This is a genomic window from Leifsonia sp. KNZ12-8B (genome assembly GCF_056755495.1).
In genome coordinates this window covers 16,322-40,223 of sequence record NZ_JBPGXM010000016.1, presented here as the reverse complement: position 1 = coordinate 40,223, position 23,902 = coordinate 16,322, and the positions used below count along the sequence as shown (strand labels likewise).

The 23,902-nt window shown below is 72.1% G+C and carries 20 protein-coding genes; 6 read left to right on the top strand and 14 right to left on the bottom strand.

The window, feature by feature from the left end; translation table 11 throughout:
• Window positions 1-86: 86 nt before the first annotated feature.
• Together ACR9ZG_RS04465 and ACR9ZG_RS04460 are read left to right on the top strand one after the other, a co-directional pair.
• Complete coding sequence (locus ACR9ZG_RS04465; protein WP_481283620.1) at window positions 87-902, top strand: alpha/beta fold hydrolase; 816 nt, start codon at window positions 87-89, stop codon at window positions 900-902.
• Window positions 899-2,341 carry a GGDEF domain-containing protein gene (locus ACR9ZG_RS04460; protein ID WP_481283619.1) on the top strand — a complete coding sequence of 481 codons (1,443 nt, stop codon included), beginning with the start codon at window positions 899-901 and terminating at the stop codon, window positions 2,339-2,341. Before ACR9ZG_RS04465 ends, ACR9ZG_RS04460 begins: the two co-directional genes overlap by 4 nt.
• A 4-nt stretch (window positions 2,342-2,345) precedes the next feature.
• On the opposite strand, the gene ACR9ZG_RS04455 is transcribed toward ACR9ZG_RS04460, so the two are convergent.
• The 3 genes from ACR9ZG_RS04455 to ACR9ZG_RS04445 are packed head-to-tail and all read right to left on the bottom strand — an operon-like array spanning window position 2,346 to window position 6,509.
• Window positions 2,346-3,728, bottom strand: a complete 1,383-nt coding sequence (locus ACR9ZG_RS04455) for an L-serine ammonia-lyase (RefSeq protein ID WP_481283627.1) — start codon at window positions 3,726-3,728, stop codon at window positions 2,346-2,348.
• 22 nt (window positions 3,729-3,750) lie between these two features.
• Window positions 3,751-4,998, bottom strand: coding sequence for an amidohydrolase (locus ACR9ZG_RS04450; RefSeq protein ID WP_481283618.1), 1,248 nt, complete (start codon window positions 4,996-4,998; stop codon window positions 3,751-3,753).
• Window positions 4,995-6,509: an MFS transporter gene (locus ACR9ZG_RS04445; protein ID WP_481283617.1), complete on the bottom strand. Its 1,515-nt coding sequence runs from the start codon at window positions 6,507-6,509 to the stop codon at window positions 4,995-4,997. The genes ACR9ZG_RS04450 and ACR9ZG_RS04445 overlap by 4 nt, the downstream gene beginning before the upstream one ends.
• A 115-nt stretch (window positions 6,510-6,624) precedes the next feature.
• Here ACR9ZG_RS04445 and ACR9ZG_RS04440 point away from each other — a divergent pair, with 115 nt between their 5' ends.
• Window positions 6,625-7,608 carry an Lrp/AsnC family transcriptional regulator gene (locus ACR9ZG_RS04440; RefSeq protein ID WP_481283616.1) on the top strand — a complete coding sequence of 328 codons (984 nt, stop codon included), beginning with the start codon at window positions 6,625-6,627 and terminating at the stop codon, window positions 7,606-7,608.
• 14 nt (window positions 7,609-7,622) lie between these two features.
• Here the strand turns inward: ACR9ZG_RS04440 and ACR9ZG_RS04435 are convergent, their stop codons facing one another.
• Both ACR9ZG_RS04435 and ACR9ZG_RS04430 read right to left on the bottom strand, forming a co-directional pair.
• Window positions 7,623-10,043, bottom strand: a complete 2,421-nt coding sequence (locus tag ACR9ZG_RS04435; protein WP_481283615.1) for a glycoside hydrolase family 2 TIM barrel-domain containing protein — start codon at window positions 10,041-10,043, stop codon at window positions 7,623-7,625.
• Window positions 10,040-11,554, bottom strand: coding sequence for an MFS transporter (locus ACR9ZG_RS04430; protein WP_481283614.1), 1,515 nt, complete (start codon window positions 11,552-11,554; stop codon window positions 10,040-10,042). The genes ACR9ZG_RS04435 and ACR9ZG_RS04430 overlap by 4 nt, the downstream gene beginning before the upstream one ends.
• Before the next feature lie 124 nt (window positions 11,555-11,678).
• Here ACR9ZG_RS04430 and ACR9ZG_RS04425 point away from each other — a divergent pair, with 124 nt between their 5' ends.
• Entirely contained in the window at window positions 11,679-12,692 is a 1,014-nt protein-coding gene (locus ACR9ZG_RS04425) for a LacI family DNA-binding transcriptional regulator (RefSeq protein ID WP_481283613.1), read from the top strand.
• A gap of 199 nt (window positions 12,693-12,891) precedes the next feature.
• Here ACR9ZG_RS04425 and ACR9ZG_RS04420 read toward each other — a convergent pair whose 3' ends face one another.
• Window positions 12,892-13,761, bottom strand: coding sequence for a ThuA domain-containing protein (locus tag ACR9ZG_RS04420; protein WP_481283612.1), 870 nt, complete (start codon window positions 13,759-13,761; stop codon window positions 12,892-12,894).
• A 121-nt stretch (window positions 13,762-13,882) separates the two neighbouring features.
• On the opposite strand from ACR9ZG_RS04420, the gene ACR9ZG_RS04415 reads away from it, so the two are divergent.
• A complete protein-coding gene (locus ACR9ZG_RS04415; RefSeq protein ID WP_481283611.1) occupies window positions 13,883-14,482 on the top strand; it encodes a TetR/AcrR family transcriptional regulator in 600 nt (199 codons plus the stop codon).
• Here the strand turns inward: ACR9ZG_RS04415 and ACR9ZG_RS04410 are convergent.
• Window positions 14,376-15,893, bottom strand: coding sequence for an MFS transporter (locus tag ACR9ZG_RS04410; protein WP_481283610.1), 1,518 nt, complete (start codon window positions 15,891-15,893; stop codon window positions 14,376-14,378). The genes ACR9ZG_RS04415 and ACR9ZG_RS04410 overlap by 107 nt on opposite strands.
• 236 nt (window positions 15,894-16,129) lie before the next feature.
• On the opposite strand from ACR9ZG_RS04410, the gene ACR9ZG_RS04405 reads away from it, so the two are divergent.
• Window positions 16,130-17,572 carry an MFS transporter gene (locus tag ACR9ZG_RS04405; protein ID WP_481283609.1) on the top strand — a complete coding sequence of 481 codons (1,443 nt, stop codon included), beginning with the start codon at window positions 16,130-16,132 and terminating at the stop codon, window positions 17,570-17,572.
• A 68-nt stretch (window positions 17,573-17,640) separates the two neighbouring features.
• On the opposite strand, the gene ACR9ZG_RS04400 is transcribed toward ACR9ZG_RS04405, so the two are convergent.
• Genes ACR9ZG_RS04400 through pcaH form a run of 7 tightly spaced genes read right to left on the bottom strand, consistent with a single transcriptional unit; the run spans window position 17,641 to window position 23,893 of the window.
• Complete coding sequence (locus ACR9ZG_RS04400; RefSeq protein ID WP_481283608.1) at window positions 17,641-18,855, bottom strand: acetyl-CoA C-acetyltransferase; 1,215 nt, start codon at window positions 18,853-18,855, stop codon at window positions 17,641-17,643.
• Window positions 18,848-19,498, bottom strand: a complete 651-nt coding sequence (locus ACR9ZG_RS04395; protein WP_481283607.1) for a CoA transferase subunit B — start codon at window positions 19,496-19,498, stop codon at window positions 18,848-18,850. The genes ACR9ZG_RS04400 and ACR9ZG_RS04395 overlap by 8 nt, the downstream gene beginning before the upstream one ends.
• 1 nt (window position 19,499) lies before the next feature.
• Window positions 19,500-20,282 carry a CoA transferase subunit A gene (locus ACR9ZG_RS04390; RefSeq protein ID WP_481283606.1) on the bottom strand — a complete coding sequence of 261 codons (783 nt, stop codon included), beginning with the start codon at window positions 20,280-20,282 and terminating at the stop codon, window positions 19,500-19,502.
• Window positions 20,275-21,459: a bifunctional 3-oxoadipate enol-lactonase/4-carboxymuconolactone decarboxylase PcaDC gene (gene pcaDC, locus ACR9ZG_RS04385; RefSeq protein WP_481283605.1), complete on the bottom strand. Its 1,185-nt coding sequence runs from the start codon at window positions 21,457-21,459 to the stop codon at window positions 20,275-20,277. Before pcaDC ends, ACR9ZG_RS04390 begins: the two co-directional genes overlap by 8 nt.
• Window positions 21,456-22,571, bottom strand: coding sequence for a lyase family protein (locus tag ACR9ZG_RS04380; RefSeq protein WP_481283604.1), 1,116 nt, complete (start codon window positions 22,569-22,571; stop codon window positions 21,456-21,458). The genes pcaDC and ACR9ZG_RS04380 overlap by 4 nt, the downstream gene beginning before the upstream one ends.
• The gene (gene pcaG, locus ACR9ZG_RS04375) at window positions 22,564-23,124 is read right to left on the bottom strand and encodes a protocatechuate 3,4-dioxygenase subunit alpha (RefSeq protein ID WP_481283603.1); all 561 of its coding nucleotides are present in this window, start codon (window positions 23,122-23,124) and stop codon (window positions 22,564-22,566) included. The genes ACR9ZG_RS04380 and pcaG overlap by 8 nt, the downstream gene beginning before the upstream one ends.
• Window positions 23,117-23,893 carry a protocatechuate 3,4-dioxygenase subunit beta gene (gene pcaH, locus ACR9ZG_RS04370; protein WP_481283602.1) on the bottom strand — a complete coding sequence of 259 codons (777 nt, stop codon included), beginning with the start codon at window positions 23,891-23,893 and terminating at the stop codon, window positions 23,117-23,119. Before pcaH ends, pcaG begins: the two co-directional genes overlap by 8 nt.
• Window positions 23,894-23,902 lie beyond the last annotated feature (9 nt).

The following is a 23,902-nucleotide window of genomic DNA, read 5'->3' as shown; positions in this document are numbered from 1 at the left end:
CGCACGCGCATCATTCGCAACACCGGCCGCCGTGCACCCATAATGAGCGTGGGGGCTGCGGCTCTGCGAAGCAGAGAGGACCTGTGATGGCGCAACCGGTGGAGGCTGTCGACGTTCTTCGACGCAACAACGTGCGCGAGAGCGGCGATCCCGCCGGACGGCCCATCGTCTTCGCCCACGGGTTCGGCTGCAGCCAGGAGATGTGGCGCAGGGTCGCGCCGCACTTCGAGCGCGACCACCGGGTGATCGTGTTCGACCACGTCGGCGCCGGGGAGTCCGATGTCTCCGCGTACGACCGCGGCAAGTACGACACCCTGGGCGGCTACGCCGACGACGTGCTCGACATCGTCCAGACCCTCGACCTGCGCGATGTGGTCTTCGTGGGGCACTCGGTCAGCGCGATGATCGGCGTGCTCGCCGCCACGCGCGACCCGTCGCGCTTCGCCTCCCTCGTCCTCGTCGGTCCGTCGCCGCGCTACATCGACGACGCCGGCTACGTCGGCGGCTTCACGCGAGCGGACATCGACGGCCTGCTCGACGCACTCGACGCGAACTACTTCGGCTGGTCGGAGACGATGGCGCCGATCATCGCGGGCGACGCCGAGCACCCCGAGGTCGGCGCCGAGCTCACCGAGAGCTTCTGCCGCACCGACCCGGCGATCGCGGCGCACTTCGCGCGCGTGACGTTCCTCTCCGACAACCGCCGCGACCTCCCGGACGTCACTGTTCCCACCCTCGTGCTGCAGTGCGACGACGACGTGATCGCACCCCAGCCGGTGGGCCGGTACGTCGCCGAGCACATCCCGGGCAGCGTGTTCCAGCAGCTCGCGGCGAAGGGCCACTGCCCCAACCTGTCGGGCCCGGAGGAACTCGCCGCCGCGATCAGGGCGTACCTGGGATGAGCGACAGGCCGACCGTCGCGCCCGCCGGCCTCAGCGCCGACGACCTCAGCGCCGACGACCTCAGCGCCGACGACCTCTACGACCGGGCCCCCTGCGGTCTGGTCACGCTGACCGAGGACGGCCGCATCGCCCGGGCGAACGCCACCTTCGCCCGGTGGATCGGTCGCGGCGGCGAAGCGGTCGTCGGGACGCCGCTGACCGCCTGGCTGGAGCCGGGCGGGCGCATCTTCTACGAGACGCGGTTCCTCCCCGTGCTGAGCCTCCAGGGGGAGGTGCGGGAGGTCGCGCTCTCGTTCCGCACGTCCGACGGCGCCGCCATCCCCGTCCTGGTCAACGCGGTCGTCGACCGGAGCCGGGAAGCTCCCGTCACGCATCTCGCCATCTTCGACGCCAGCGAGCGGCAGGGCTACGAGCGGCAGCTGCTCGGCGCGCGCCGGTCGGCCGAGAGCTCGGAGACGCGCACGCGGGTGCTGCAGAACGCGACGACGGCCTTCGGCGACAGCGAGACCGTGGAGTCGGTCGCCCAGGCCCTCGCCGACAGTGCGCGCGCAGGACTCGACGCGAGCGCCGCCGCCGTGTTCCTCGCCGGCCATGAGCCGCGCCTCGCCGGCGGTACCGTGCCGCTCGACGCCGCGCTCCTCCCGGGTGGCCTGCCCGCCGCGGGGGCCGTCGCCACCGACATCCTGATCTGGAGCATCGACTCCGCCTCCGCCATCACCGACGACCCGGCGACCGTCGCGGCGCTCCGTGCGGCCCGCCTGGAGTCGCTCCTTGTCGCTCCGCTGCTGCGCGGGACCGAGCTCATCGGCACCCTCGCCTGCTACTTCGCCCGCGAGCCGGAGCTCGACGACCACCTCCTGGAGCTGACCCGCGCGCTCTGCCGGCAGGCGGCGCAGACCCTGGCCCGGCTGCAGCTGCAGGCCCAGCTCGCCGCGCTCGCCCTGCACGACCCGCTCACCGGGCTCGCGAACCGGGTCCTGCTGCGCAGCCACATCACGCAGAGCGTCACGACCGCCCTCGAGCACGGGCACCCGCTCGCGCTGATCTTCGTCGACCTCGACGACTTCAAGTCCATCAACGACGAGCTCGACCACACCGCGGGCGACACGGTCCTGCAGCTGGTCGCCGCCCGGCTCCGCGGCGCGGTCCGCAGCGAGGATCTGGTGTGCCGCTACGGCGGCGACGAGTTCATCATCGTGTGCCAGGACACCGACGAGGAGCAGGCCGCGATCGTCGCGGAGCGCATCCGCGTCGCGATCCGCCAGCCGCTGAGCGCCGCCGGCTGGCAGCGCACGATCACCGCCAGCGTCGGTGTCACGGTCCACTCGACCGGCCCCGCCCGTCTCCTCGACGAGGCCGAGCTGCTCCGCGTCGCCGACAAGGCGATGTACCAGTCGAAGGACCGCGGGAAGGACCGGGTGAGCGTGCTGGCGTACTGACGCCTCAGCACTCCACCACGTTCACCGCCAACCCGCCGCGGCTCGTCTCCTTGTACTTGTCGCTCATGTCGGCGCCGGTCTGGCGCATGGTCTCGACGACCGCGTCGAGGGAGACGATGTGGCTCCCGTCGCCGTGGAGGGCGAGCCGGGCGGCGGTGACGGCCGTGCTCGCGGCGACGGCGTTGCGCTCGATGCACGGGATCTGCACGAGTCCGGCGATCGGGTCGCAGGTGAGGCCGAGGTGGTGCTCCATCGCGATCTCGGCGGCGTTCTCGACCTGCTGCGGCGTGCCGCCGAGCACGGCGCAGAGGCCCGCGGCGGCCATCGCGCAGGCCGAGCCGACCTCGGCCTGGCAGCCTCCCTCGGCACCGGAGATCGACGCGTTCGCCTTGATGACGGAGCCGATGGCCGCGGCGGTGAGCAGGAAGGTGCGGGCGCCCGCGTCGCTCGCATCCGGCGTCGTGCTCCACCAGTGCTGCAGCACGGCGGGGAGGATGCCCGCTGCGCCGTTCGTAGGCGCGGTCACGACCCGGCCGCCTGCGGCGTTCTCCTCGTTCACGGCGAGCGCGTACGCCTGCAGCCAGCCCGGGGACGCCGGGTTGCCCTCGGCGTCGAGCCGCGCTCGCATCCCCGCGGCCCTGCGCTGGACGGCGAGGCCGCCCGGGAGGGTCCCCTCCGTGCGGAGCCCGGCGTCGATGCAGGCGCGCATCGCCGCCCACACCGCGTCGAGACCGTCCTCGACCTGCCGGGGCGACCGCTGCGCCGTCTCCGCCTGCCACGCGACATCGGCGATCGAGCGGCCGCCCTCGCACAGGGCGAGCAGGCTGCTCGCGTCGTGGAAGACCGGGCCCGAGGTGGCGGCCGGCGCGTCGACGCCCTCGCCGCGACGCCGGATGAAGCCGCCCCCGATCGAGAAGTAGGTCTCCTCCAGCACGGGCTCGCCGATGCCGTCCGCCCGCGCCAGCAGCCGGAGGGTGTTCGGGTGCTCGAGCCCGCGCCGGAACGGCTCGAAGCCCACATCCGAGGTCGAGAACGCCACGGGACGCACCCCGCCGAGGAGGAGCGGCGCGCCGTCGGCATGCTCCGACCACGCGCCGCGGACGGCGGCCGGGTCGCACGTCTCGGGCTCGAGCCCCGCCAGCCCCGCGACGAGGGCGTCGGGGGTCCCGTGGCCGAGTCCCGTGGCGGCGAGGGAGCCGTACAGCGTCGCCTCGATCCGCACGATGCCCGGCGTCGCGGCGGCCCGCCGGGCGAAGTCCAGGCCGGCGCGCATCGGCCCGACCGTGTGCGACGACGAGGGCCCGATCCCGATCGAGAAGAGCTCCAGCGCCGAGGTGTACACACCGGGACGACCCGGGCCGCGCTCGGCGGTCCGGGTCGTCCCCATCGAGAGGTCGGTCACGTCGTGCTCAGTCCTCGCTCGCGGGCACCCGGGTCGCGCCGTCCGGTCGCGCGGCCTGCCGCGCCAGCAGGTCGGCGCGCGACTCCGGGTCGAGCGCCGCGGTCACCGCGGCCCAGGCGAGCCCGATCGCCGCGTCGACGACCGCCACGTCGGCCTCCGGGGTCACGGCGTCGGCCGCGAACTCCGCCGTGTGCGGCGGGGCGACCGAGCCGCGGACGGCGATGCCCGGGTGGATGGACGGCACGACCTGCGACACGTTGCCCATGTCGGTCGAGCCTCCCGTCGCGCCGCCCTCGAGGACCAGCGGCTCTCGGCCGAGCTCGGTCAGCGCCTCGTTCCACGCCGTCGCCAGCAGCGGCTCCTGCAGGAGGTTGGCGTAGCGCGGCTCGGTGCGCACGTACTCCCACGAGCAGCCGGAGGCGAGCGCCCCGGCCTCGAAGCACGCGAGCACCCGGCGGCGGGCGTCCGTCAGCTCGTCGAGGTCGAAGGCGCGCACCTCGAGGTCGACCACCGTGCGGGCCGGGATGATGTTCGTCACGTCGCCGCCCTCGGTGATGATCGCGGCGACGCGCACGCCGCGGCCGAGCTGCTGGCGGAGGAGGCCGACGGCGGTCAGCGCGATCGTCGCGGCATCCAGGGCGTTCACGCCGTTCTGGGGCGCGGCCGCCGCGTGGGCCGGGCGGCCCAGGAAGGTCACCCGCAGCCGGTCCACCGCCTGGCTCGTGAAGGCGTCGCAGCGGATGTCCACCCCGGGAGCCCCGTGCACCATGAGGGAGACGGTCGCGTCCTCCCAGGCCCCGGCCTCCAGCATGACGACCTTGCCGCCGCCGTGCTCCTCCGCGGGCGTGCCCAGCAGCTTCACGGTGATGCCGGCGTCGTCGGCGATGGCGGCCAGGCCGAGCGCGGCGCCGAGACCGGCCGCGGCGATGATGTTGTGGCCGCACGCGTGCCCGATGACGGGGAGGGCGTCGTACTCGGCGCAGACCGTCACGACGAACTCGCCGTCGCCGTACGTCGCCTCGATCGCCGTGTCGAGTCCGTACACCCCGGTCGCGACCGTGAAGCCGGCCTCGCGCAGCGCCGCGGCGACGACTCCTGCGGCGTAGTGCTCCTGGAACGCCGTCTCGGGGTGGTCGTGGATGTCGTGGCTGAGCTCGACCAGACCGGGGCCGGCGGCGCGGATGGCCGCCTCGACGGTGCGCTTGGCGTCCTCCAGCCCGGTGCCGGTGCTGGATGCGGTGTCGGTGATGGTCATGCGGTCTCTCCTGTTGCGAGGGTGGTCGGTACTGCGGTGATGGGCTCGGGCTCGGTCTCGATGTGGCCCGCGGTGCTCGCCGTGCGCGGCTCGCGGATGAGGAGCGAGAGGACGACGACGGCCAGACCGATCGCGGCGCAGATCGCCCAGACCGCGACGTAACCGGCGTAGGAGGTCGTGGTCACGGCCGTCGACCCGGAGCCGATGGTGGTGAGGAAGCTGGCCATGACGAGCGCGAACAGCGCGCCGGCCACGGCACCCGCGGCGGTGCGCGAGGTGTTGTAGAGCGCCGAGGCGATGCCGACGGAGTCCGCGGGCGCGCGCTTGACCACGATGGTCGGCAGCACGGCGATGAGCACGCCGTTGCCGAGGCCGCCGAGGACCATCGCGACCACGACCAGCCCGAGCGACGTGGACCAGGCGATCAGGGCGAGGTAGCCGACCATGACCAGGACCCCGCCGACGACCAGGGCCAGCCGGGCGCCGATCCGCGTGGCCAGCCGGTCGCCCAGGGTGGCGGCGACGAAGGCGGCGAGCGCCGTGACGAGGCTGACGATCCCGACGGTGCCCGCCGAGACGCCGAGTCCGAACCCGACCGTCGCCGGGTCGGAGAGCAGGTACACGGTCGACGCGGTCTGGCTGCCGAACAGCTGGGCGCCGAAGAGGAACGCGATCACGATCGGCAGGCCGACGCCTCCCTTCGTCAGCACGCGGAGGTCGATGAGCGGATGCGCGACGCGGCGCTCGACGGCGACCCAGGCGGCGACGAGTGCGACGCCGACCAGGATGACCAGCCAGGTGACCGGGTTCGCCCAGCCCCAGGTGGCCGCGTTGGAGATTCCGCCGAGCGCGACCAGGAGGCCGACGCCCAGCAGCGCGGCGCCGACCCAGTCGATGCGCCCGGTCGCGCGCGTCTTCGACTCGGGCACGAGGAACGCGACGACGGGGACGCAGATCGCGAGGAAGATCGCCGGGACCCAGAGCACCAGCCGGAGGTTGGCCGTCGCGGTGAACAGCAGCCCTGCGCCGAGCGCGCCGAGCGCCGCGCCGAAGGTGAGCGCGCCGACCAGCTTGCCGATCGAGCGGCCGGAGGACTTCTCGTCGCGGTCGCGGACGATGGCGAACTCCAGCGGGAGGAAGGCGGCGAGCGGCGCCTGCAGCGCCCGGCCGAGGAGCAGCACCCCGAAGTTCGGGGCGATCGCGACGACGATGGAGCCGAGCGCGACCAGGGCGGCGGAGACGGTCAGCATCCGCTTGTGGCCGTACCGGTCGCCGAGCTTGGCGATGATCGGGACGAACACGACGGTGGCGAGCATGTAGCCCGCGCTGACCCAGTTGAGCGTGGCCGCGCTGACCCTGAACTCTGTGCCCATCGCCGACAGCAGCACGGGATACCAGCCCTGCAGCATGCCGCTGCCGAGCTCCATGACGACGAGGAAGCCGACCACTCCACGGAAGGCCGCGCGCGACGACGCGGGAGGGGCGGTGACGGATGGTGCCCGATGGTTCACAAGAGGCTCCTTGCTCTGGGGGGAAGTGTTCGGGCGAGAATATGAAGGCAACGATTCCCCCGGCGATGAATGCAGGAAAATGGTCGAAAACTCCCCCTTGGCGCAGGATTCGGTTTTGACGGATCTCGATCAGCGACTCATCCACGCCGTCCAGATCGCCCCGAGGGCGTCGTGGGCGGCGCTGGCCCCGATCGTCGGGGCCGACCCGGTCACGCTCGCGCGACGCTGGGCCCGGCTCACCGACGACGGGCTCGTGTACGCGACCGGGTACGGCGCCACGGCCAACATGCTGCTGTCGCTGATCGAGTTCGAGTGCATCCCCGGCGAGACGCTGAACGTGGCGACCGCGCTGGCGGCCGACCGCGAGGCGTTCACCATCGACCTCACCGCGGGCGGACGCGACATCCTCGTCAGTCTCATCACGCACGACGCGGCGGAGCTGAGCACCTGGACGCTGGAGCGCATCCGGTCGATCGCGGGCGTGCGCTCCATGCGCACCCACCTGGTCTCACAGCCGGTCGCGGACGCGCGCAACTGGAGGCTGCGGGCGCTCTCCCGCACGGAGGTCGCCGCGGTCGAGTCGGCCGACCGCCGCGCCGCCACGCCCATGCCCCGCCTCGCGGCCGAGCAGCTCGCCTCGCTCACCGAGCAGCTCGCCATCGACGGACGCGCGCCGATCGCCGAGATCGCCGAACGCTCGGGCGTCGCACCGCGCAAGGTGCGGGACGCCATCACGGCACTGCGTGCCTCCGGCCGGCTCGTCATCCGCGTCGACATCGCGCGGGCGCAGACCCCCTGGCCGGTCTACGCCTGGTACTTCCTCCGCGTCCCCGCCTCCATGGTCGCCTCGGTCGGACCCCAGCTCGGCCGCATGGAGGAGGTGCGGCTGGTCGTCACGACGGTCGGCGAGTACAACGTGATCATGGCCGTCTGGCTGCGCACCCTCCAGGACGTCAACCGCCTGGAGGCGATCATCGAGGAGCGCCTCCCCGGCGTCACGATCGCCGACCGCTCGGTGGTCCTGCGGACGGTGAAGCACCTCGGGCACTTCCTCGACGAGCGGGGGCAGGCGACGGGTGAGACGGTGCCGATGGGGTGACGGGTTGATCGCGACTACTCGGCGCCCAGCTCCACCGTCGCGCCGGCGACGCCCCCGGCTGCCTCCACCTCCACCCGCACCGGACCAGAGCCGGTCCGGCGGATGACGACGAGGGCCGCGCCGTCGAACGTCTCCTGATCCGGTCCGTCGTATCCGCCGCTCGGCGCCGGGTTGCCGCTGCCCACCGCCGCGAGCACCCCATCCCCGTCGACACGGACGGTGATGGCCTGGTCTGCGCTCGTGTGGGTCCGGCCTTCGGCGTCGGTGACGGCGACACCGATGAACGCCAGGTCGCCTCGACCGCCCTCCTCCGCTCTCAGGGCCAGGCGGTCAGGAGCCCCTGCGCTGACGAGCGCCCACGATTCGGCGCGGCGGCCCTGGCGGATGGCGGTGGCCGTGAGGGTGCCGGGCTGGTACGCCACGGCGAACTCGGCCTTGTAGCGGTGGTCGGGGCCGGCCGGCGCGACGCCGACGACCTCCCCGTTCAGGGCGAGCTCCACCTGATCCGCATCGCTGTAGACCTCGACCGCGAGGAGGGCGCCCTCGTGACCGTCCCACGTCCAGCCGGCGATGCTGTCGCTCCACGTCCACGGGCCCGCCGCGAAGGTCTTGCCCTCGTTCCCCGGCCGGCACACCGCGATGTAGGGCTCGCGACGGAGTCCGAAGACGATCTCGCGGTAGTAGGAGGCAGGACGGCGGCCGCCGACCAGGTCGAGGTCTCCGCACCAGGCGGCGATCCAGGGATACGGCCCGCTCAGGCTCGGGGTCTCACCCTCCTCGAGGTGGTTGGGGCGCCCGATGCCCACCTCCCCGAGGTAGTCGAATCCCGTCCAGGTGAAGTCCCCGATGACGTGATCGTTCGCCGTGACCAGCGCCCAGTTGTGGTCGATCCGTGTCGGGAACGTCTCCGTTCCGACGATCACCCGGTTGGGGAACAGCTCCTTGTCCATGACGTAGCGGGCGTCGAGGTAGTTCATGCCCGCGACATCCAGCACTCCGAAGGACTCGGCGGTCTTCTCGGTGACCAGCGGCGACGCACCGATCTGGTTCATGAACTCGCCGGGGCCGGCCATGAGGGTGTTGATCCCGACACCCTCGTCCGCGTCCTCCCCCCGCTGCGCGGCGAGGGTCTTGAGGTCGTCCATGACGGCGAGCATGCCGTTGACCGCGTTGGTGACGAACCGGGTCGGGTCGAGATCGCGCACCTTCTCGGCGAGCGCGCGGCCGGTGAGACCGCCGTCGGGCGAGCCGGTCTCCGGGATCTCGTTGCCGATGGAGTACAGGATGACGGACGGATGGTTGATGTCCTTCCTCACCAGCGATTCGACGTCGCGCTCCCACCACTCGGCGAACCGGAGGGAGTAGTCGTGCGGCATCTTGTTCGAGGTCCACACGTCGAAGGTCTCGTCCATCACGTACATCCCGAGCCGGTCGCACGCCTCGAGCATCGCGACGCTCATCGGGTTGTGCGACGAGCGGATGGCGTTGAAGCCCGCCTCCTTGAGCAGCCGGACCCGGCGCTCCTCCGCATCGGCGAACGTGGCCGCGCCGAGGATCCCGTTGTCGTGGTGCACGCAGGCGCCGCGGAGCTTCACCGTCCTCCCGTTGACCCGCAGCCCGTGCACGGGGTCGACCTGGAGTCTCCGGATGCCGAACGAGACGGAGCTGTCGTCGATCGTCGACCCGTCCGCCGCGAGCTGCACCCGCGCGCTGTAGAGGGCGGGGCTCTCGGCGCTCCACAGCCGCGGGGCCGCGACGTAGAGCCGCTGGCGGCTGCGCGACTCCCCGTTCGCGTCCACGGTCACCGGCACGGATCCGCCGGCGACCGTCGCTCCGTCGGCGTCGAGGAGCTCCACGGCGACATCAACGGTCTGGCGCCGGGTGCCGGCGTTCGCGACGGTCACATCGACCTCGACGACCGCGCCCTCGGCGTCGATGTCGTCCGCGCTCACCCGCACGCCCCCGACGGGGAGGTGCACGGCTGGCCCGACGTGCAGCCAGACGTCGCGGTAGATCCCCGCGCCCGTGTACCACCGGGAGTCCTCCCCCTGGCGGCAGTCGACCTCGATCAGGTTCTCCTCGCCGGCGAGGAGGAACCGGTCGGCGTCGATCGTGAAACCGGAGTACCCGTAGGGCCGCTGGCCGGCGAAGGCGCCGTTGATGTGGACGGTCGCATCGCGGTAGACACCCTCGAACTCGAGGACCACGCGCGCGTCGTCGAGATCGGCCGGGGCGAGGAAGGTCTTCCGGTACTGGTACGCGCCGGCAGGGAAGTACGCGACGGCGCCGTCTCCGGCGGGGTCGCGCTTCTCGTGGATGAGCGCGTCGTGCGGGACCACCGCGTCCACGTAGGGCGCACTCGCCCCGCCGAGCTCGGCGAACGGGTTGACCGCGCGGCGGTACTGCCAGCCGTCGTTGAACGTGGTGCGCTTCATCGGGTCTCCTCCGGGGTTGCAGGGGTGGTCGTTCCGGCGGACTTCTCCGCACGGCGGGCCGCGAGATCGCGCTGGATCCGCGAGAGGTTCTTGTCGATGTTCAGGAACCAGATGATGACGCCCATCAGCACGGCGACGATCAGCGGGAGCCACAGGTAGAGGAAGATCTCCATGCTCACCGCCGACGCCGGCTGAGTGGATGCCTGGCCGTCGTAGTCGCCGGCGGCCAGCAGCCAGCCCACGAGCGCCACGCCGAGACCGGCGCCGAAGTTCTGCCCGGCGGTGGCTGCGGCGTACGTCATCCCGTCGAGGCGGTATCCGCTCTTCCACTCCCCGTAGTCGACCACGTCGGCCACCAGGGCGAAGAGGCCGGCGGCGGCCGGGATGCCGCCGACCGCGCGGACCAGGCCGCCGACGATGACGAGCGTGAGATTCGTGGGGTCGATCAGCGAGATGACCGCGCCGAGGATGGTGACGACCACGCCGACGAGGATGAGCCTGCGCTTGCCGAACCTGGCGATGATCGCGGGCATGAACCAGAGCCCGACGATCAGCGGGAGCAGCTGGACGAGGCCCAGGAAGCTGTAGATGTTCGGGTCGCCGAGCACGTCCTTGGCGTAGTAGACGCCGACTCCTGCCGTGCCGGTGAGCATGTAGTTGAGCAGGAAGAACGCGAACGCGAGGAAGAAGTACGGGTTGCGGAGCAGGATGCCCAGCGATGTCCGGAGCGGGAGCTTGTTGCCGTCGTCCTGCGTGATCGTGCCCTTCACGCGCTCCTTGGTTCCGAAGAACACGATCAGGAAGGTGACGGCCGAGATCGCGCCGTAGACGATCGAGATGAGCGTCCAGCCGCCCTGCCCGCCGCCGTTCGCCGTCACGACCGGGATGGTCACGAAGTTCACGACCAGGGTGGTGACGAGGGCGAAGAACGTCCGGATGACGGTGAGCGACACCCGCATCGTCGAGCTGCTGGTGATGACCGAGAGCAGCGTGTGGTACGCCAGGTTCGACCCGACGAAGCCGACGCCCAGGCAGATGAAGTACATGACGAACGCGTAGATCTCCTTCGCGCCCGTCCCCAGCCCGGCGGGGATGTTGAACAGCAGGATGAAGGAGATCACCACGACCGGGGTCGCGAACAGGATCCAGGGCCGCGCCTTGCCCCATCGGGTGGAGGTCCTGTCGATCAGCGTGCCGATGATGAGGTCCATCGTCCCGTCGAGCACCCGCCCGAACAGGAGCAGGGTGCCGGCGACGGCGGCGCCGATGCCGACCGTGTCCGTGAAGTAGAACAGCAGGAACGCGGAGATCGGCGCGAAGATCAGGTTCCCGCCGATGTCGCCGACACCGTATGCGAGGCGCTCGCGGATCGTGAGCCGCTGGCCGCTCGTGTCGCCGACCGCCTGCCCGACCGCGGTCGCGGCCAGCGAGGCGGTCAGCGACTCCTCGGCGCTCAGCGCGACGGCCGCTCGTTGCTGCTCAGCCGACGTGCGGGTGGAATCCTTCGCCATTGTTGACTCCCTCGTCAAGAGTGGGACCGGTCACATACCGGTTGGTGTCACGTGTCAGTGACACGCGCCACTACCGTAGATGGCGCCGGTGTCACGTGTCAATAGCGTGTGGCAGACTGGGACCATGACGGTGGATGCGCGTCCCACGCGGCGAGCGACGAGCAAGGACGTCGCGGCACGTGCAGGCGTCTCCCGCTCGACGGTCAGCCAGATCCTCAACGGCGACGACCGGTTCCCCGAGGCGACCCGCGCACGCGTCCAGGCGGCGGCAGAAGCTCTCGACTACCGCCCCTCACGGGCGGGGAGGGCGCTGGTCACCGGCCTCAGCGACATCGTCGTCATCGTCGTCCCCAACGCCACGTTCGGGCCCCACCTCCAGGACTCCGTCGACCGGATCGCCGGGGCCACCGCCACAGAGGGCATGAGCGTCGTGGTCCGCTTCGCGACCGCACGCGACGACTCCACCGTCACCTCGGTGCTCGATCTGCGGCCGACGGCCGTCGTCGACTTCGGAGTGCTGAGCACCGAGCAGCGCGAACGCATCGAGGCCATCGGGACGCACGTCCTCCCGCGCCGGATGCCGATCGCCGACGGCACGGATCCCGATCCGCTCGACATCCACATCGGCCGCCTCCAGGTCGGCGAGCTGCTGCGGAGGGGCCACCGCCGCCTGGTGTACGCGGCCCTCGAGGACAAGCGTCTCGACCCGTTCGGCCCGCCGCGCCTGGAGGGCATCGAGCGGGAGGCGCGCGAGCGCGGTCTCGATGCTCCCTTGACCGCCCGCATCCCGCTCGACGCAGCTGGCGCCACCGCGGCGCTCCGCCGGCTCGTGGAGGAGGCCGGCGCCACCCCGCTCGGCATCTGCTGCTACAACGACGACGTCGCGATCGCCGTCCTGGCCGCGGCCAGAGCCCTCGACCTCCGCATCCCCCGAGACGTCACCATCGTCGGCGTCGACAGAACGGCGGTCGGGCAGCTGATCCAGCCCCGGCTCAGCACGGTCTTCGTGAACCAGCCGGCGCTCATGGACCACCTCGTCCAGGAGCTGGCGTCGCTGCGCACACGCCACCCGGTGCCGCGACGGGCGGACCTCGACCTCGACAGCCTGGTGGAGCTGGTCCGCGGCGAGACCAGCTGACGCGGAGCACCATCCCTCCCGCAGATGGAACCGGACCCGCCCGTCCGGACATCCCCCTGCAGGAGCACACCCGACACGTCGCGAGGGGCGACCGGAGGTGTGCTCACCACGTCAGCCGGCGGGGGCCAACGGCTGGCGACGGGGCCGTGCGTCCGTGTGGCGGGCGCACGGCCTGCTTCCGCGCGGGACACCCCGCCCCTCACCCCTCCCGGTTGTAATACGGCCACGGCAGGAACCGCCGCTCGCCGCGGCGATCCGGGCCGTCGAGCGTGATCTCGCCGGTCGCCGCCCACTCGACGCCGCGTGGGAACATGCGGATGAACTCGATGCGGCGGAAGGTGTCGATGTCGTGGCCGATCGTGATGGTGAAGGAGCGGCCCTTCCCGTACTCGTTGATCCACGCGATCGGCTGGTCGGTGTTCATGCCGGGGAGCGCGGCGATCCCCTCCTCCGGGATGGCCACCGGGTAGTGCGACATCGGCCACACGGGCGCGTTCTCGTACGATTCGAGGTCGTCGAACGTCGTGAGGAGCACCTGGGCGCCGTCGAGGATCTCCACCCCGGTCAGGATGTCGTCGCCCGTCACCGTCCAGCGAGCGCTGATGCCCTCGGTGATCGGGTGGCGCGGTTCGACGGTGTCGAGCTGCGCCTCGCCCCACGGGCGGGGCCGGAGGCCGCCGGCCACCGTCAGGCGGGAGCCGCGCATGATGTTGTACTCGTCCGGGTAGCCCCAGTCGTCCTCCTGCGCCGCCGACCCGTGGAACCACACGATGCCCTTGCCGTCGTCGTGGACGAACTTCAGCAGGGCGGCATCGGTCTCCGCGCCGAAGCCGGTGGCCTTCTCGTGGTAGCCGTCGCGTCCCTCGAAGACGACGACCACCGCGTCGTACTTGTCGATGATCTCGGCGCCGAGGCCTCGCGGATCCTCCACCACGCGCACCCGGAAGCGGCCGGTGTCTTCGAGCAGGGTGGTCAGCCAGACGTTGTGCTGGCGGAAGCTGCGGAACTCGTTGTCGTGCTCCCTGGTCATGTGACCCGAGAGGATGAGCACGTTGAGCGTGTCGGTCATGTGCGGTGGGCCGTGCCTTTCTCCATTGAGGGCTGCGCGGGACGCAGAGCCCGCGTGTCCGGACGCTAGCACGAATCCCTACTCACTCGTAAGTTTTTGTTCTTCGTGATTGGCTACCGCTGTGAGCACCAGAGAAGAGGGGTACGCGCCGGGGCGCGCCCGCAAGGAGCGCATCCTCGAGGCCGCGGTCGCCGCCTTCGGCACCGCGGGCTTCGAGCACGCCACCCTGACCGACATCGCGACGGCCTGCGGCGTGTCACGGCAGGGGCTGCTTCACCACTTCGGGAGCAAGGAGGAGCTGCTGACCGCGGTCCTCGAACGCCGCGACGAGCTCGACGGCCGGAGGTTCGCCGATGCGATCGCGCGCAGCCGCACGCCGGGCGAGGCGCTGACCGAGATCGTGGCGGACAACGCCGAGGCACCGAGCGTGATGCGGTTGTACACGGTGCTCTCGGCGGAGGCGACCAACCCCGAGCACGCGGCCCACGGGTACTTCGCCGCGCTCTATCCGCGGCTGCGGGCCCAGCTGACCACCGCGATCACGGCGGCGCAGGAGGCCGGCGACCTGCCGGCGGAGTGGCCGCCGGAGACCGTCGCGGTCCTCCTCCTCGCCATCAAGGACGGCGTCGCCCTCCAAGCGCTGCTCTCGCCCGACGAGATCGAACCGGTCGCTGCGATCCGCGACCTGCTCGCTCTGTTCGTGCCCGCACCGAATCGGTGACCGGGCGGGGCTCCTCGTGCAGCTGCTCCGCGCGCTTCGGACGGATCAGCACGAAGGCCAGCACCGCCGCCAGCGCCAGCAGGAGTGCGCCGATCCCGAACACGGCCTGGTATCCGGCGACCATGTCGGCGGGCCGGGTGGAGCCTCCCGCGACCGCGACGTAGACGTTGGTGACGAGAGCGAGCCCGATCGACCCTCCGACCTGGTTCGCCGCGTTGGCCGTGGCCGCCGCGGCGCCAGCGTCGTGCGGGGCGACGCCGTGCAGCGCGAGGTTCTGCAGCGGCACGAACGTGAACCCCATGCCGACGCCGAGCAGGACCAGGGCGGGCAGCACCTGGGTCCAGTAGTCGCCGTCCGGGGTGATCCTGAGCAGGAGCGCCACACCGACCGCCGCGATGGCCGGGCCGAAGACGAGCTGCGGGCGCGGGCCGACGCGGCCGAGCAGCCGGGCCGCGAACGGGACGGTGACCATGATCGACACCGTGATGGCGAGCGTCGCGAGCCCGGCGAGCAGCGGCGTCAGCCTGAGGATGAACTGCAAGTGGAAGTTCAGGTAGACCATCGCGCCGATCATGACCGCTCCGGTCAGCGCCTGGATGAGGAAGGCGCCCGCCCGGATCCGGTCGGTCAGGATGCGCAGCGGCAGGAGCGGGTTGCGGCTGCGGCGCTCGATCAGCACGAACGCGACGACGAGGATCACGCCCAGCGCGGCGACGAGCACGGCGAGCAGCGCGTTCTCGGGCGCCTCGGCGAGCGTCAGCCCGTAGACGATGGCGCCGAAGCCCAGCGTGACCGTGATCGCACCGGGGAGGTCGTAGCGCCGGTCGCCCTCGGCGCGGCTCTCGCGCAGCAGCAGCAGCCCGAGCACGACGCCGACGGCCGCGATCGGGACGTTGACGAGCAGGCACCAGCGCCAGTCGAGGAACTCGGTGAGGACTCCGCCGAGCAGCAGGCCGATGGCCGAGCCGGCGCCGGACACGGCCCCGAAGATCGCGAACGCGGAGTCGCGCTCCCGGCCGCCGGGGAAGGTCACCGTGAGGATGGCCAGGGCCGCAGGAGCCATGAGGGCGGCGAAGGCGCCCTGCACCGCGCGGGCGCCGAGGAGCTCCAGCCCGGACTGGGCGAAGCCGGCCCAGGCCGATGCCGCGGCGAAACCGACCATCCCGAGCAGGAAGGACCGCTTGCGGCCCCAATAGTCGACGATGCGCCCGCCGAGCAGCAGGAGCGCGCCGAACGCGAGCACGTACCCGGTGACGACCCACTGGCGGTCGCCGTCGGACATGCCGAGCTCGACCTGGGCGCGCGGGAGCGCGACGCCGACGATGGTGCCGTCGAGGATGACGAGCAGCTGGGTGAGCGAGACGACGGCGAGGATCCCCCAGCGCGAGCGGGCGGAGGCAGCAGAAGACATGGTTCGGTCCTTCAGACGTTGACGCGGGGTTTCCAGCCCGGATCGCTCTCGCGACCGCGTCCAACGGCGGACCGACTCGAAGAAGCATAGACGGGATCGGGTGCGCAGCCAAACCACATCAGTCTGAGTTATGTTGACTTCTGTCGTTTTCCCACATATGTTTTCGCACATCCCCTACGGCGCGGGACGGGCCTCACGGCCGCGTCCCGCACACGATGAAGTGTTCGGAGACACCAATGGCAACAACCACCGGCGAGTCCCAGCGGACGAGCGCGGCCCCCGGGAACGGAAACGTCGCAGGCGCCCCCGCGCTGCCGCTGCGCACCCGGGTCATCTACGGCTTCGGCGACATCGCCAGCCAGTTCATCTGGACGATCACGAGCTCGTTCCTCGCCGTCTTCTACACCGACATGGTCGGCATCGCGGCGGGCACGGTCGCCGTGCTCATCCTGGTCGCCCGCGTCTTCGACGCCGTGATCGACCCCTTCATCGGGGCGCTCGCCGAGCGCACGCGCAGCCGGTTCGGCCGGTTCCGTCCGTGGATCCTGTACGGCATGGTCCCGCTCTCGATCATGGTGGTGCTCACCTTCACGGCCCCGTTCGACGGGAAGAGCATCGGCGCCGTGATCTGGGCCGTGCTGACGTACGGCCTGCTCGGCGCGCTCTACTCCGGCGTCAACGTCCCGTACGGCGCGCTCAGCACGGTCATGTCCGAGCGGACCGCCGACCGCGTCTCGCTCAACTCCTGGCGCATGATCGGCACGAACGTCGGCGGTGTGGTGCTCGGCATCGCGATCCTCCCGATCATCCTCGCGTTCAGCGGCGGTGACGGCAGCCGGCCGACCGTGCAGGGCTACACGATCGCCGCGGCCGTGTTCGCCGTCGCCGCCCTGCCGCTGTTCTTCCTGGTCTTCGCCACCTCCAAGGAGGTCGTGACGCCGGTCCACAAGGAGCGCGTGCCGTTCTCGAAGACCTTCCGGCTCGTGCTCGGCAACGGCCAGCTGATGCTGCTGTTCGTCGTGCTCGTGCTCTCGCTGACCTCCCTGTTCGGCCGGATCAGCGTGGTGCTCTTCTACTACCTGAACAACGTCGGCAACTATGCGCTCGTGTCGGTGCTGATGGCGCTGGCGCCGCTCTCGACCGTCGTCGGCATCCTGGTGTTCTCGCGGCTGGGCCACCGGTTCGGCAAGCGCACCATGCTCATGATCTCGTTCGCGGCGCAGGCCGTGGTGCTCGTGGCCCTGTATCTCACCGGGTGGGAGGACATCGGCGTCGTCATCGGGCTCACGGCCCTCTACGGACTCAGCTCGTACGGCATCCCGCTGGTGCTCGCCATGGTGTCGGACGCCATCGACTACGCGGAGGACAAGACGGGCGTCCGCACCGACGGCACCTCGTACGCGCTGACGAGCCTCGCGACGAAGATCGCCAGCGCCCTCGGCGGCGCGGTCGGCCTGGCGCTGCTCGGCGCCGTCGGCTACGTCGCCTCTGCGCACCAGCAGGCCCCTGCGGTGCTCGACGGCATCAACCTCGTGGTCAACATCGGTCCGGCCATCGCCGCGGCCCTGGCGATCGTGCCGCTGCTGTTCTACCGCATCACGGAGGCGCGCTACGCCGAGATCCGCGAACGCCTCGACACGAAGGCACTCGCCGCGATCAAGCTCCAGCGCGAGGACTGATCCCCGCACGCACGACGGCGCCCCTCCGGATGCATCCGGAGGGGCGCCTTCTGCGTCGGCCGGGCCGCTCAGACGCGCTCGAACACCGCGGCGAGCGCCTGCCCGCCGCCGATGCACATGGTCTCGACGGCGAGCGTCCCGTCGAGGGCGGGGAGCTCGTGCGCCAGGGTCGCCAGCATCCGGAGTCCCGTCGCGCCGATCGGGTGTCCGATCGAGATGCCGCTCCCGCGCGGGTTCAGCCGCGGGTCCTCCGCATCGATGCCCCAGTCGGCCAGGCACGCGAGCACCTGGACGGCGAAGGCCTCGTTGAGCTCGATCACGTCGATGTCGCCCCAGCCCAGGCCGGCCCGCTGCAGCGCGCGCTCCGCGGCAGGGACCGGCGCGACCCCGAAGATCCGGGGATCGTTGCCGGCGACGGCCCACGAGCGCAGCCGGAGCAGTGGCGTCAGCCCCAGCTCCGCGGCGCGCTCGGGAGTGGTGACGATCGCCGCGGCCGCCGCGTCGTTCTGCCCGCTGGAGTTGCCGGCGGTGACCGTGGCCTCGGGATCGTCGCGACCCAGGATGGGGCGCAGGGCCGCCAGCGCCTCGATCGTCGTATCGGCGCGCGGGTGCTCGTCGCGATCCACCACCACGTCGCCGCGACGGCCCGGCACGGTCACCGGGACCAGCTCGTCGTCGAACGCTCCGGAGTCCTGGGCGGCGACCGCACGACGGTGCGAGCGCAGGGCGAACGCGTCCTGCGCCTCCCGCGAGATGCCGTACCGGCGACGGAGCTCCTCGGCCGAGCCGACGTTGCCCTCCGGGGTGGGGAACGCACGCCCGCCGACCGTCTCGCGCCCGCGCGCGAGCGCGTCGTGTAGCAGGAGGCCGCCGGGCGGGAGGCCGCGCCGGCCCTGCTCGGTGTACAGCGGGGCGTTGGACATGGACTCGGCGCCGAGGGCGATCACCACCTCGCTCGCGCCGGTCTGCACCTCCATCGCCGCGTTGATCACGGCCTGCAGGCCGGAGCCGCAGCGGCGGTCCAGCTGGTATCCGGTCGTGGTCACCGGGAAGCCCGCATTCAGCGCGGCGACCCGGCCGAAGGCGGGCGCCTCCATCGTCGGGTAGCCCTGCGAGCCGATGACGCCCTCCACCTGTGCCGGATCGATCCCGGTGCGCTCGACGACGGCTCGCAGCACCGTCTCGGCAAGTGCCAACGCCGGGAGCGGTGCGAGCGCGCCGCCCATCCGCCCGACCGGCGTGCGCAGCGGCGAGCAGACGACGACCTCGCGCAGCTCAGGCATCCACGGCCTCCCTGGCGATGGTCAGCGGCGCGCCGGTGGCGGCGACGACGTCCTCCTCGGTGACGCCGGGGGCGAGCTCGCGGAGCACGAGGCCGTCGTCGGTCACGTCGATCACGGCGAGGTCGGTGATGATCCGGTCGACGCAGCCACGGCCGGTGAGGGGCAGCGTGCACTGCTCGACGAGCTTGGGGCTGCCGTCCTTGGCGACGTGCTCCATCACGACGATGACGCGCTCGGCGCCGTTGACGAGGTCCATGGCCCCGCCCATCCCCTTCACCATCTTGCCGGGCACCGCCCAGTTCGCGATGTCGCCGGCCGCGGAGACCTGCATCGCGCCGAGCACGGCCGTCGCGATGCGCCCGCCGCGGATCATCCCGAAGCTGGTCGCCGAGTCGAAGTAGCTGGCTCCGGGGAGGACGGTGACCGTCTCCTTGCCCGCGTTGATGAGCTTCGGGTCCTCCTCGCCCTCCCACGGGTACGGGCCGACGCCGAGGATGCCGTTCTCGGAGTGCAGCACGACGTGCACGCCCTCCGGCAGATGGTTGGGGATGAGCGTCGGCAGGCCGATGCCCAGGTTCACGTAGGAGCCGTCCTCCAGCTCCTGGGCGGCGCGGGCCGCCATCTCGTCGCGTGTGCGCGGCATGTCAGGCTCCTTCCGGGCGGGGGCGGACGGTGACCTTCTCGATCGGCAGGTCGGACGACTGCTCCGGCGTCAGCGCCACCACCCGGTCGACGTAGATGCCGGGCAGGTGGATGTCGTCGGGGCCGAGCACGCCCGGCTCGACCAGCTCGTCGACCTCGGCGATGGTGATGCGGCCGGCCATGCCCGCGAGCGGGTTGAAGTTGCGGGTCGACTTCTCGAAGCGCAGGTTGCCGTGGCGGTCGCCGACGGCCGCGCGCACCAGGCCGAAGTCGGTGCGGATCGCGGTCTCGAGCACGTACTCCCGGCTCCTCCCGAGCACGTCGAAGGGGCGCAGCTCCTTCGGCGCGCTCGCCTCCGCCACCGAGCCGTCCGGCGCGTAGCGGATCGGCATGCCGCCGTCCGAGACGGCCGTGCCGGCGCCCGTCGCGGTGTAGAACGCGGGGATGCCGACCCCGCCGGCGCGGAGGCGCTCGGCGAGCGTGCCCTGCGGGGTCAGCTCCACCTCCACCTCGCCGCCGAGGTACTGCCGCGCGAACTCCTTGTTCTCGCCGATGTAGCTGGCGATCACCCGGCGGATGCGGCCGGCGGCGAGCAGCTCGCCGAGCCCCCAGCCGTCCACGCCGCAGTTGTTCGAGACCACCTCGAAGCCGCCGACACCGCGGGCCAGCAGCGCGCGGATGGTCACGATCGGCACGCCGGACAGCCCGAAGCCGCCCACCGCGAGGGAGGCGCCCTCGGGGATGTCGGCGACCGCCTCCGCCGCCGATGCATACGTCTTATCCATGCGACTCCTCCGTGTCGTCGTCGGTGGGCTCTGCGAAGACCTCGCGCAGGATCGCCATCGCCCCGTTCGCAGCGGGCAGCCCGGCGTACAGCGCCGTGTGATGGACGACCTCCGCGATCTCCGCTCGCGTGAGGCCGTTCCGCAGCGCCGCCCGCACGTGCATCCGGAGCTCGTTCTCGTGGCCGCCGGTGATCAGGCTGGCGAGCGTCGCGATCGAGCGCTGCTGCCTGCTCAGCTGCGGGCGGGACCAGACCTCGCCCCACGCGTAGCGGGTGATGAAGTCCTGGAAGTCCGCCGTCTCGGGCGTGATGGCCGCCGTCGCGCGGTCGACGTGCGCGTCGCCGAGCACGGCGCGCCGCACGCGCATGCCGCTCGTCGCGGCCGCGGCGGGTTCCACGAGCGAGGTCAGCAGCGTCGCGGTGCTGCGCGGATCCTCGAGCGGGACGAGATGGCAGGCGTCGGGCAGCTCGACGAAGCGCGACCCCGGGATGGCCGCGGCGAGCTCGCGCATCAGCGCCGGCGTCGTCACCGCGTCGTGCCCTCCCGCGACGATCAGGGCGGGGGCGCCGACGGAACCCAGGTCGGCGCGGCGGTCGAAGCGGGCCAGCGCCTCGCAGCACAGGGCGTACGACTCGTCATCGACGTCGATCAGGGTGCGGAGCGCCCGGCCGCCCGGTCCGTCGGGATGCTCGTCGAGGTACCCCGGGGCGAACCAGCGCTCCGCGCTCCCGGCGACGACGGAGGCGGTGCCGGCGGCGCGCACCTGCTCCGCCCGCGCCGTCCAGCCGTCCGGCGTCCCGATGGCGGCGCCGGAGCAGAACATCGCCAGGCTCAGGACGCGCTCGCGCGCGGTGAGCGCCAGTTCCAGGGCGACCGCTCCCCCCAGCGAGTCTCCGGCGACGTGGAACGCACCGCCGCCGACCTCGTCCACGACGCGCAGCACACCCGCCGCCAGATCGGCGACGGTGAACGGCTCGCGCGTCGCCTGCGACACACCGTGGCCGGGGAGGTCGACGCGGAGGATGCGCGGGCGCGATCGCTCGGCCGAGAGCTCCTCGACCACGCCGTCCCAGAGTTCGGCCGTCGTGCCGAGCGAGGGCAGCAGGACCAGGAGGGGCGCCGACACGGCACCAGGAGCGGCGGGGCTCATCGTCCCGCGAAGGCGAAGGTCGGTCATCGTGCACCCCGTTCCCGCGTCCGCTCGAACCGTTCGAGAGCGGCATCGACGACGAGCACCCCCGCCTGCGGCGACGGCCGCGGCCCGTCCGCCCGGCCGACGCGGATGACGGCGCCCTCGGCGGCGTGCGCGAGCAGGGCAGCCGACTCGGCGGCGAGACGGAGGCTCTCACGCCACGCCTGCCACTCCGCGTGCCACTCGCCGGCCGGGCGGGCGTCGTAGCTGAGAGCGGCCGCCTGGATCACGGCGCCGGGTCCGGCGGCGCGCAGCCCGTTCGCGACGAGCAGCACGGCGTCGACCGGGTTCTGCTTGTGCGGCATGGCGGAGGACCCGCCGCCGTGGAGGGGCGTGACGACGCCGTCTCGGGCGAGCAGCCCGAGGTCGCGCCCGACGCGGCCGCCCGCGGCGCACACGCTCGCAGCGCCGCGGGCCACAGCGAGGACGGGCGCCCGGTCGGTGTGCCACGCGCGGCCGGGATCGTCGAGCCCGAGCGCGGCGGACACGCGGCCGCGCAGGACCGGCAGGGCGTCCGCCCGGCCCGACATGCGCGTGACGGCCTCGCCGTCGCCGACGGCACCGCCCAGCTGGAGCGGGAAGGTGACGGCGTCGAGCACCTCCAGCGCCGAGGTCACGGCGTCCACCCAGCCGGCGATGACAGCGCCCAGGGTCGTCGCCTGCGCCTCCTGGGTGAGCGTCCGGACGGCGAACGGCGTCTCGCGGTACTCGCGCGCCTGCGCCGCGAACGCATCGCCGGCGCGGACGAGGTCGTCGCGGGCCGCCGCGAGCGCCTCCTTCGAGACCACCATCAGTGCCGTGTCGAGCACGTCCTGGCTCGTCATCCCCTGGTGGACGAGGGTGCCGCCCTGGCTCCGCAGCTGCTCGACCAGGCCGACGATCGGGACGCCGGCGCGGCGGGAGGCCGCGAGCAGCTCCGTCCGATCGAGCGCCGCCTCATCCAGCGCGGCGGGCGCCTCCGCTCCGAGGAGGCTGCTCCACGCCGACAGATGGGCGCGCTCGGTCGCGACCATCGCCGCGAGCACGCGGTCGTCCGAGACGCGCGCCCCCTCGGCACCGGCCGGCTCCAGCAGCCCCCAGTCGAACCCGTCAGCCACGGCCGTCCCCCCGGAAGTCGAGGAAGACGGTCTCGCCATCGCCCTGGAGCCGGATGTCGAAGCGGTAGCTGCGCTCGCCGTCCGGCACGGCGAGCAGCGTGCCGCGCCGATCCTCCTGCACGGTCTCCAGGAAGGGGTCGTCGGCCGAGAAGTAGGCGCGCGTGAACAGGTGGTGGAGCAGTCCGCGCGCGAACACCGTGACGAGCAGGTAGGGCGCCCGGCCGTCGGCCGGGGCTCCTGGCCGCACCGTCGTGAAGGTGTAGTGACCGGCGCGGTCGACGGCGGCGCGCCCGAATCCGGTGACCGTGTAGCCGTCCCGGTGCAGGCTCCCCCGCTGCCTGATCGGCGCGCCGGCCTCGTCCGGGCCCCAGATCTCGAGGATCGCGTCGGGGACGGGCTCGCCAGCCCCGTCGTAGACCGTGCCGTGCAGCCGGATGGACGCCGGGTCGGCGCGTGGGGCGACGTCCGGTCCGCCGTCGTACGGCAGGGCGTACCCGAAGAACGGACCGACGGTCTGCGACGGCGTCTGCAGGTGTGCTGTCTGGTCAGGCATGCTCGCCCTCCTCCGGCTCCATCCAGGTGGCCCGGCTTCCGGTGAGGACGATGTCCCAGCGGTAGCCCATCGCCCACTCCGGCACGCTCAGGTCGTGATCGTAGCTCGCCTTCAACCGGTCGCGGGCGGCCGGGTCGACGATGGCCTGGTAGATCGGGTCGAGCGCGAACAGGGGATCGGTCGGGAAGTACATCTGGGTGACCAGGCGCTGGGTGAACTCCGACCCGAACAGCGAGAAGTGGATGTGCGCCGGGCGCCACGCGTTGCGGTGGTTCTTCCAGGGGTACGGCCCCGGCTTGATGGTGACGAACCGGTACGAGCCGTCGTCGCCGGTGATCGCCCGGCCCACGCCCGTGAAGTTGGGGTCGAGCGGCGCAGGATGCTGGTCGCGCTTGTGCACATAGCGTCCGGCGGAGTTCGCCTGCCAGATCTCGATGAGCTGGCCGCGGACCGGCCGGCCCTCGCCGTCGAGCACCCGGCCGGCGACGACGATGCGCTCGCCCAGCGGCTCCCCGCTGTGCTGGATCGTCAGATCGCTCTCCTCCGGAGCGACGTCGGAGTGCCCGAAGGCCGGTGAGACCAGCTCGATCTCCTCGGGGTCGGCGCGCACCAGCTCGTGGGTGGGGTGCCGCAGCGTCGAGCTGCGGTAGGGCGCGAAGTCGCGCAGCGGGTGCGCGGTGAGCGGCCCGGCAGCGCGGGCCGCGGCCTGCGCCTCGGCGATCTCGGCGGTGATCTGCTCCTGGCTGGGCATCGGGTCGTTCTGCGTCATCTCTTCACC

Bases quoted from the DNA above. Each gene is read 5' to 3' on its own strand.
- ACR9ZG_RS04465 (WP_481283620.1), top strand. From the start codon at position 87: ATGGCGCAACCGGTGGAGGCTGTCGACGTTCTTCGACGCAACAACGTG.
- ACR9ZG_RS04460 (WP_481283619.1), top strand. From the start codon at position 899: ATGAGCGACAGGCCGACCGTCGCGCCCGCCGGCCTCAGCGCCGACGAC.
- ACR9ZG_RS04455 (WP_481283627.1), bottom strand. From the start codon at position 3,728: ATGGGGACGACCCGGACCGCCGAGCGCGGCCCGGGTCGTCCCGGTGTG.
- ACR9ZG_RS04450 (WP_481283618.1), bottom strand. From the start codon at position 4,998: ATGACCATCACCGACACCGCATCCAGCACCGGCACCGGGCTGGAGGAC.
- ACR9ZG_RS04435 (WP_481283615.1), bottom strand. From the start codon at position 10,043: ATGAAGCGCACCACGTTCAACGACGGCTGGCAGTACCGCCGCGCGGTC.
- ACR9ZG_RS04430 (WP_481283614.1), bottom strand. From the start codon at position 11,554: ATGGCGAAGGATTCCACCCGCACGTCGGCTGAGCAGCAACGAGCGGCC.
- ACR9ZG_RS04425 (WP_481283613.1), top strand. From the start codon at position 11,679: ATGACGGTGGATGCGCGTCCCACGCGGCGAGCGACGAGCAAGGACGTC.
- ACR9ZG_RS04420 (WP_481283612.1), bottom strand. From the start codon at position 13,761: ATGACCGACACGCTCAACGTGCTCATCCTCTCGGGTCACATGACCAGG.
- ACR9ZG_RS04410 (WP_481283610.1), bottom strand. From the start codon at position 15,893: ATGTCTTCTGCTGCCTCCGCCCGCTCGCGCTGGGGGATCCTCGCCGTC.
- ACR9ZG_RS04405 (WP_481283609.1), top strand. From the start codon at position 16,130: ATGGCAACAACCACCGGCGAGTCCCAGCGGACGAGCGCGGCCCCCGGG.
- ACR9ZG_RS04400 (WP_481283608.1), bottom strand. From the start codon at position 18,855: ATGCCTGAGCTGCGCGAGGTCGTCGTCTGCTCGCCGCTGCGCACGCCG.
- ACR9ZG_RS04395 (WP_481283607.1), bottom strand. From the start codon at position 19,498: ATGCCGCGCACACGCGACGAGATGGCGGCCCGCGCCGCCCAGGAGCTG.
- ACR9ZG_RS04390 (WP_481283606.1), bottom strand. From the start codon at position 20,282: ATGGATAAGACGTATGCATCGGCGGCGGAGGCGGTCGCCGACATCCCC.
- pcaDC (WP_481283605.1), bottom strand. From the start codon at position 21,459: ATGACCGACCTTCGCCTTCGCGGGACGATGAGCCCCGCCGCTCCTGGT.
- pcaG (WP_481283603.1), bottom strand. From the start codon at position 23,124: ATGCCTGACCAGACAGCACACCTGCAGACGCCGTCGCAGACCGTCGGT.
- pcaH (WP_481283602.1), bottom strand. From the start codon at position 23,893: ATGACGCAGAACGACCCGATGCCCAGCCAGGAGCAGATCACCGCCGAG.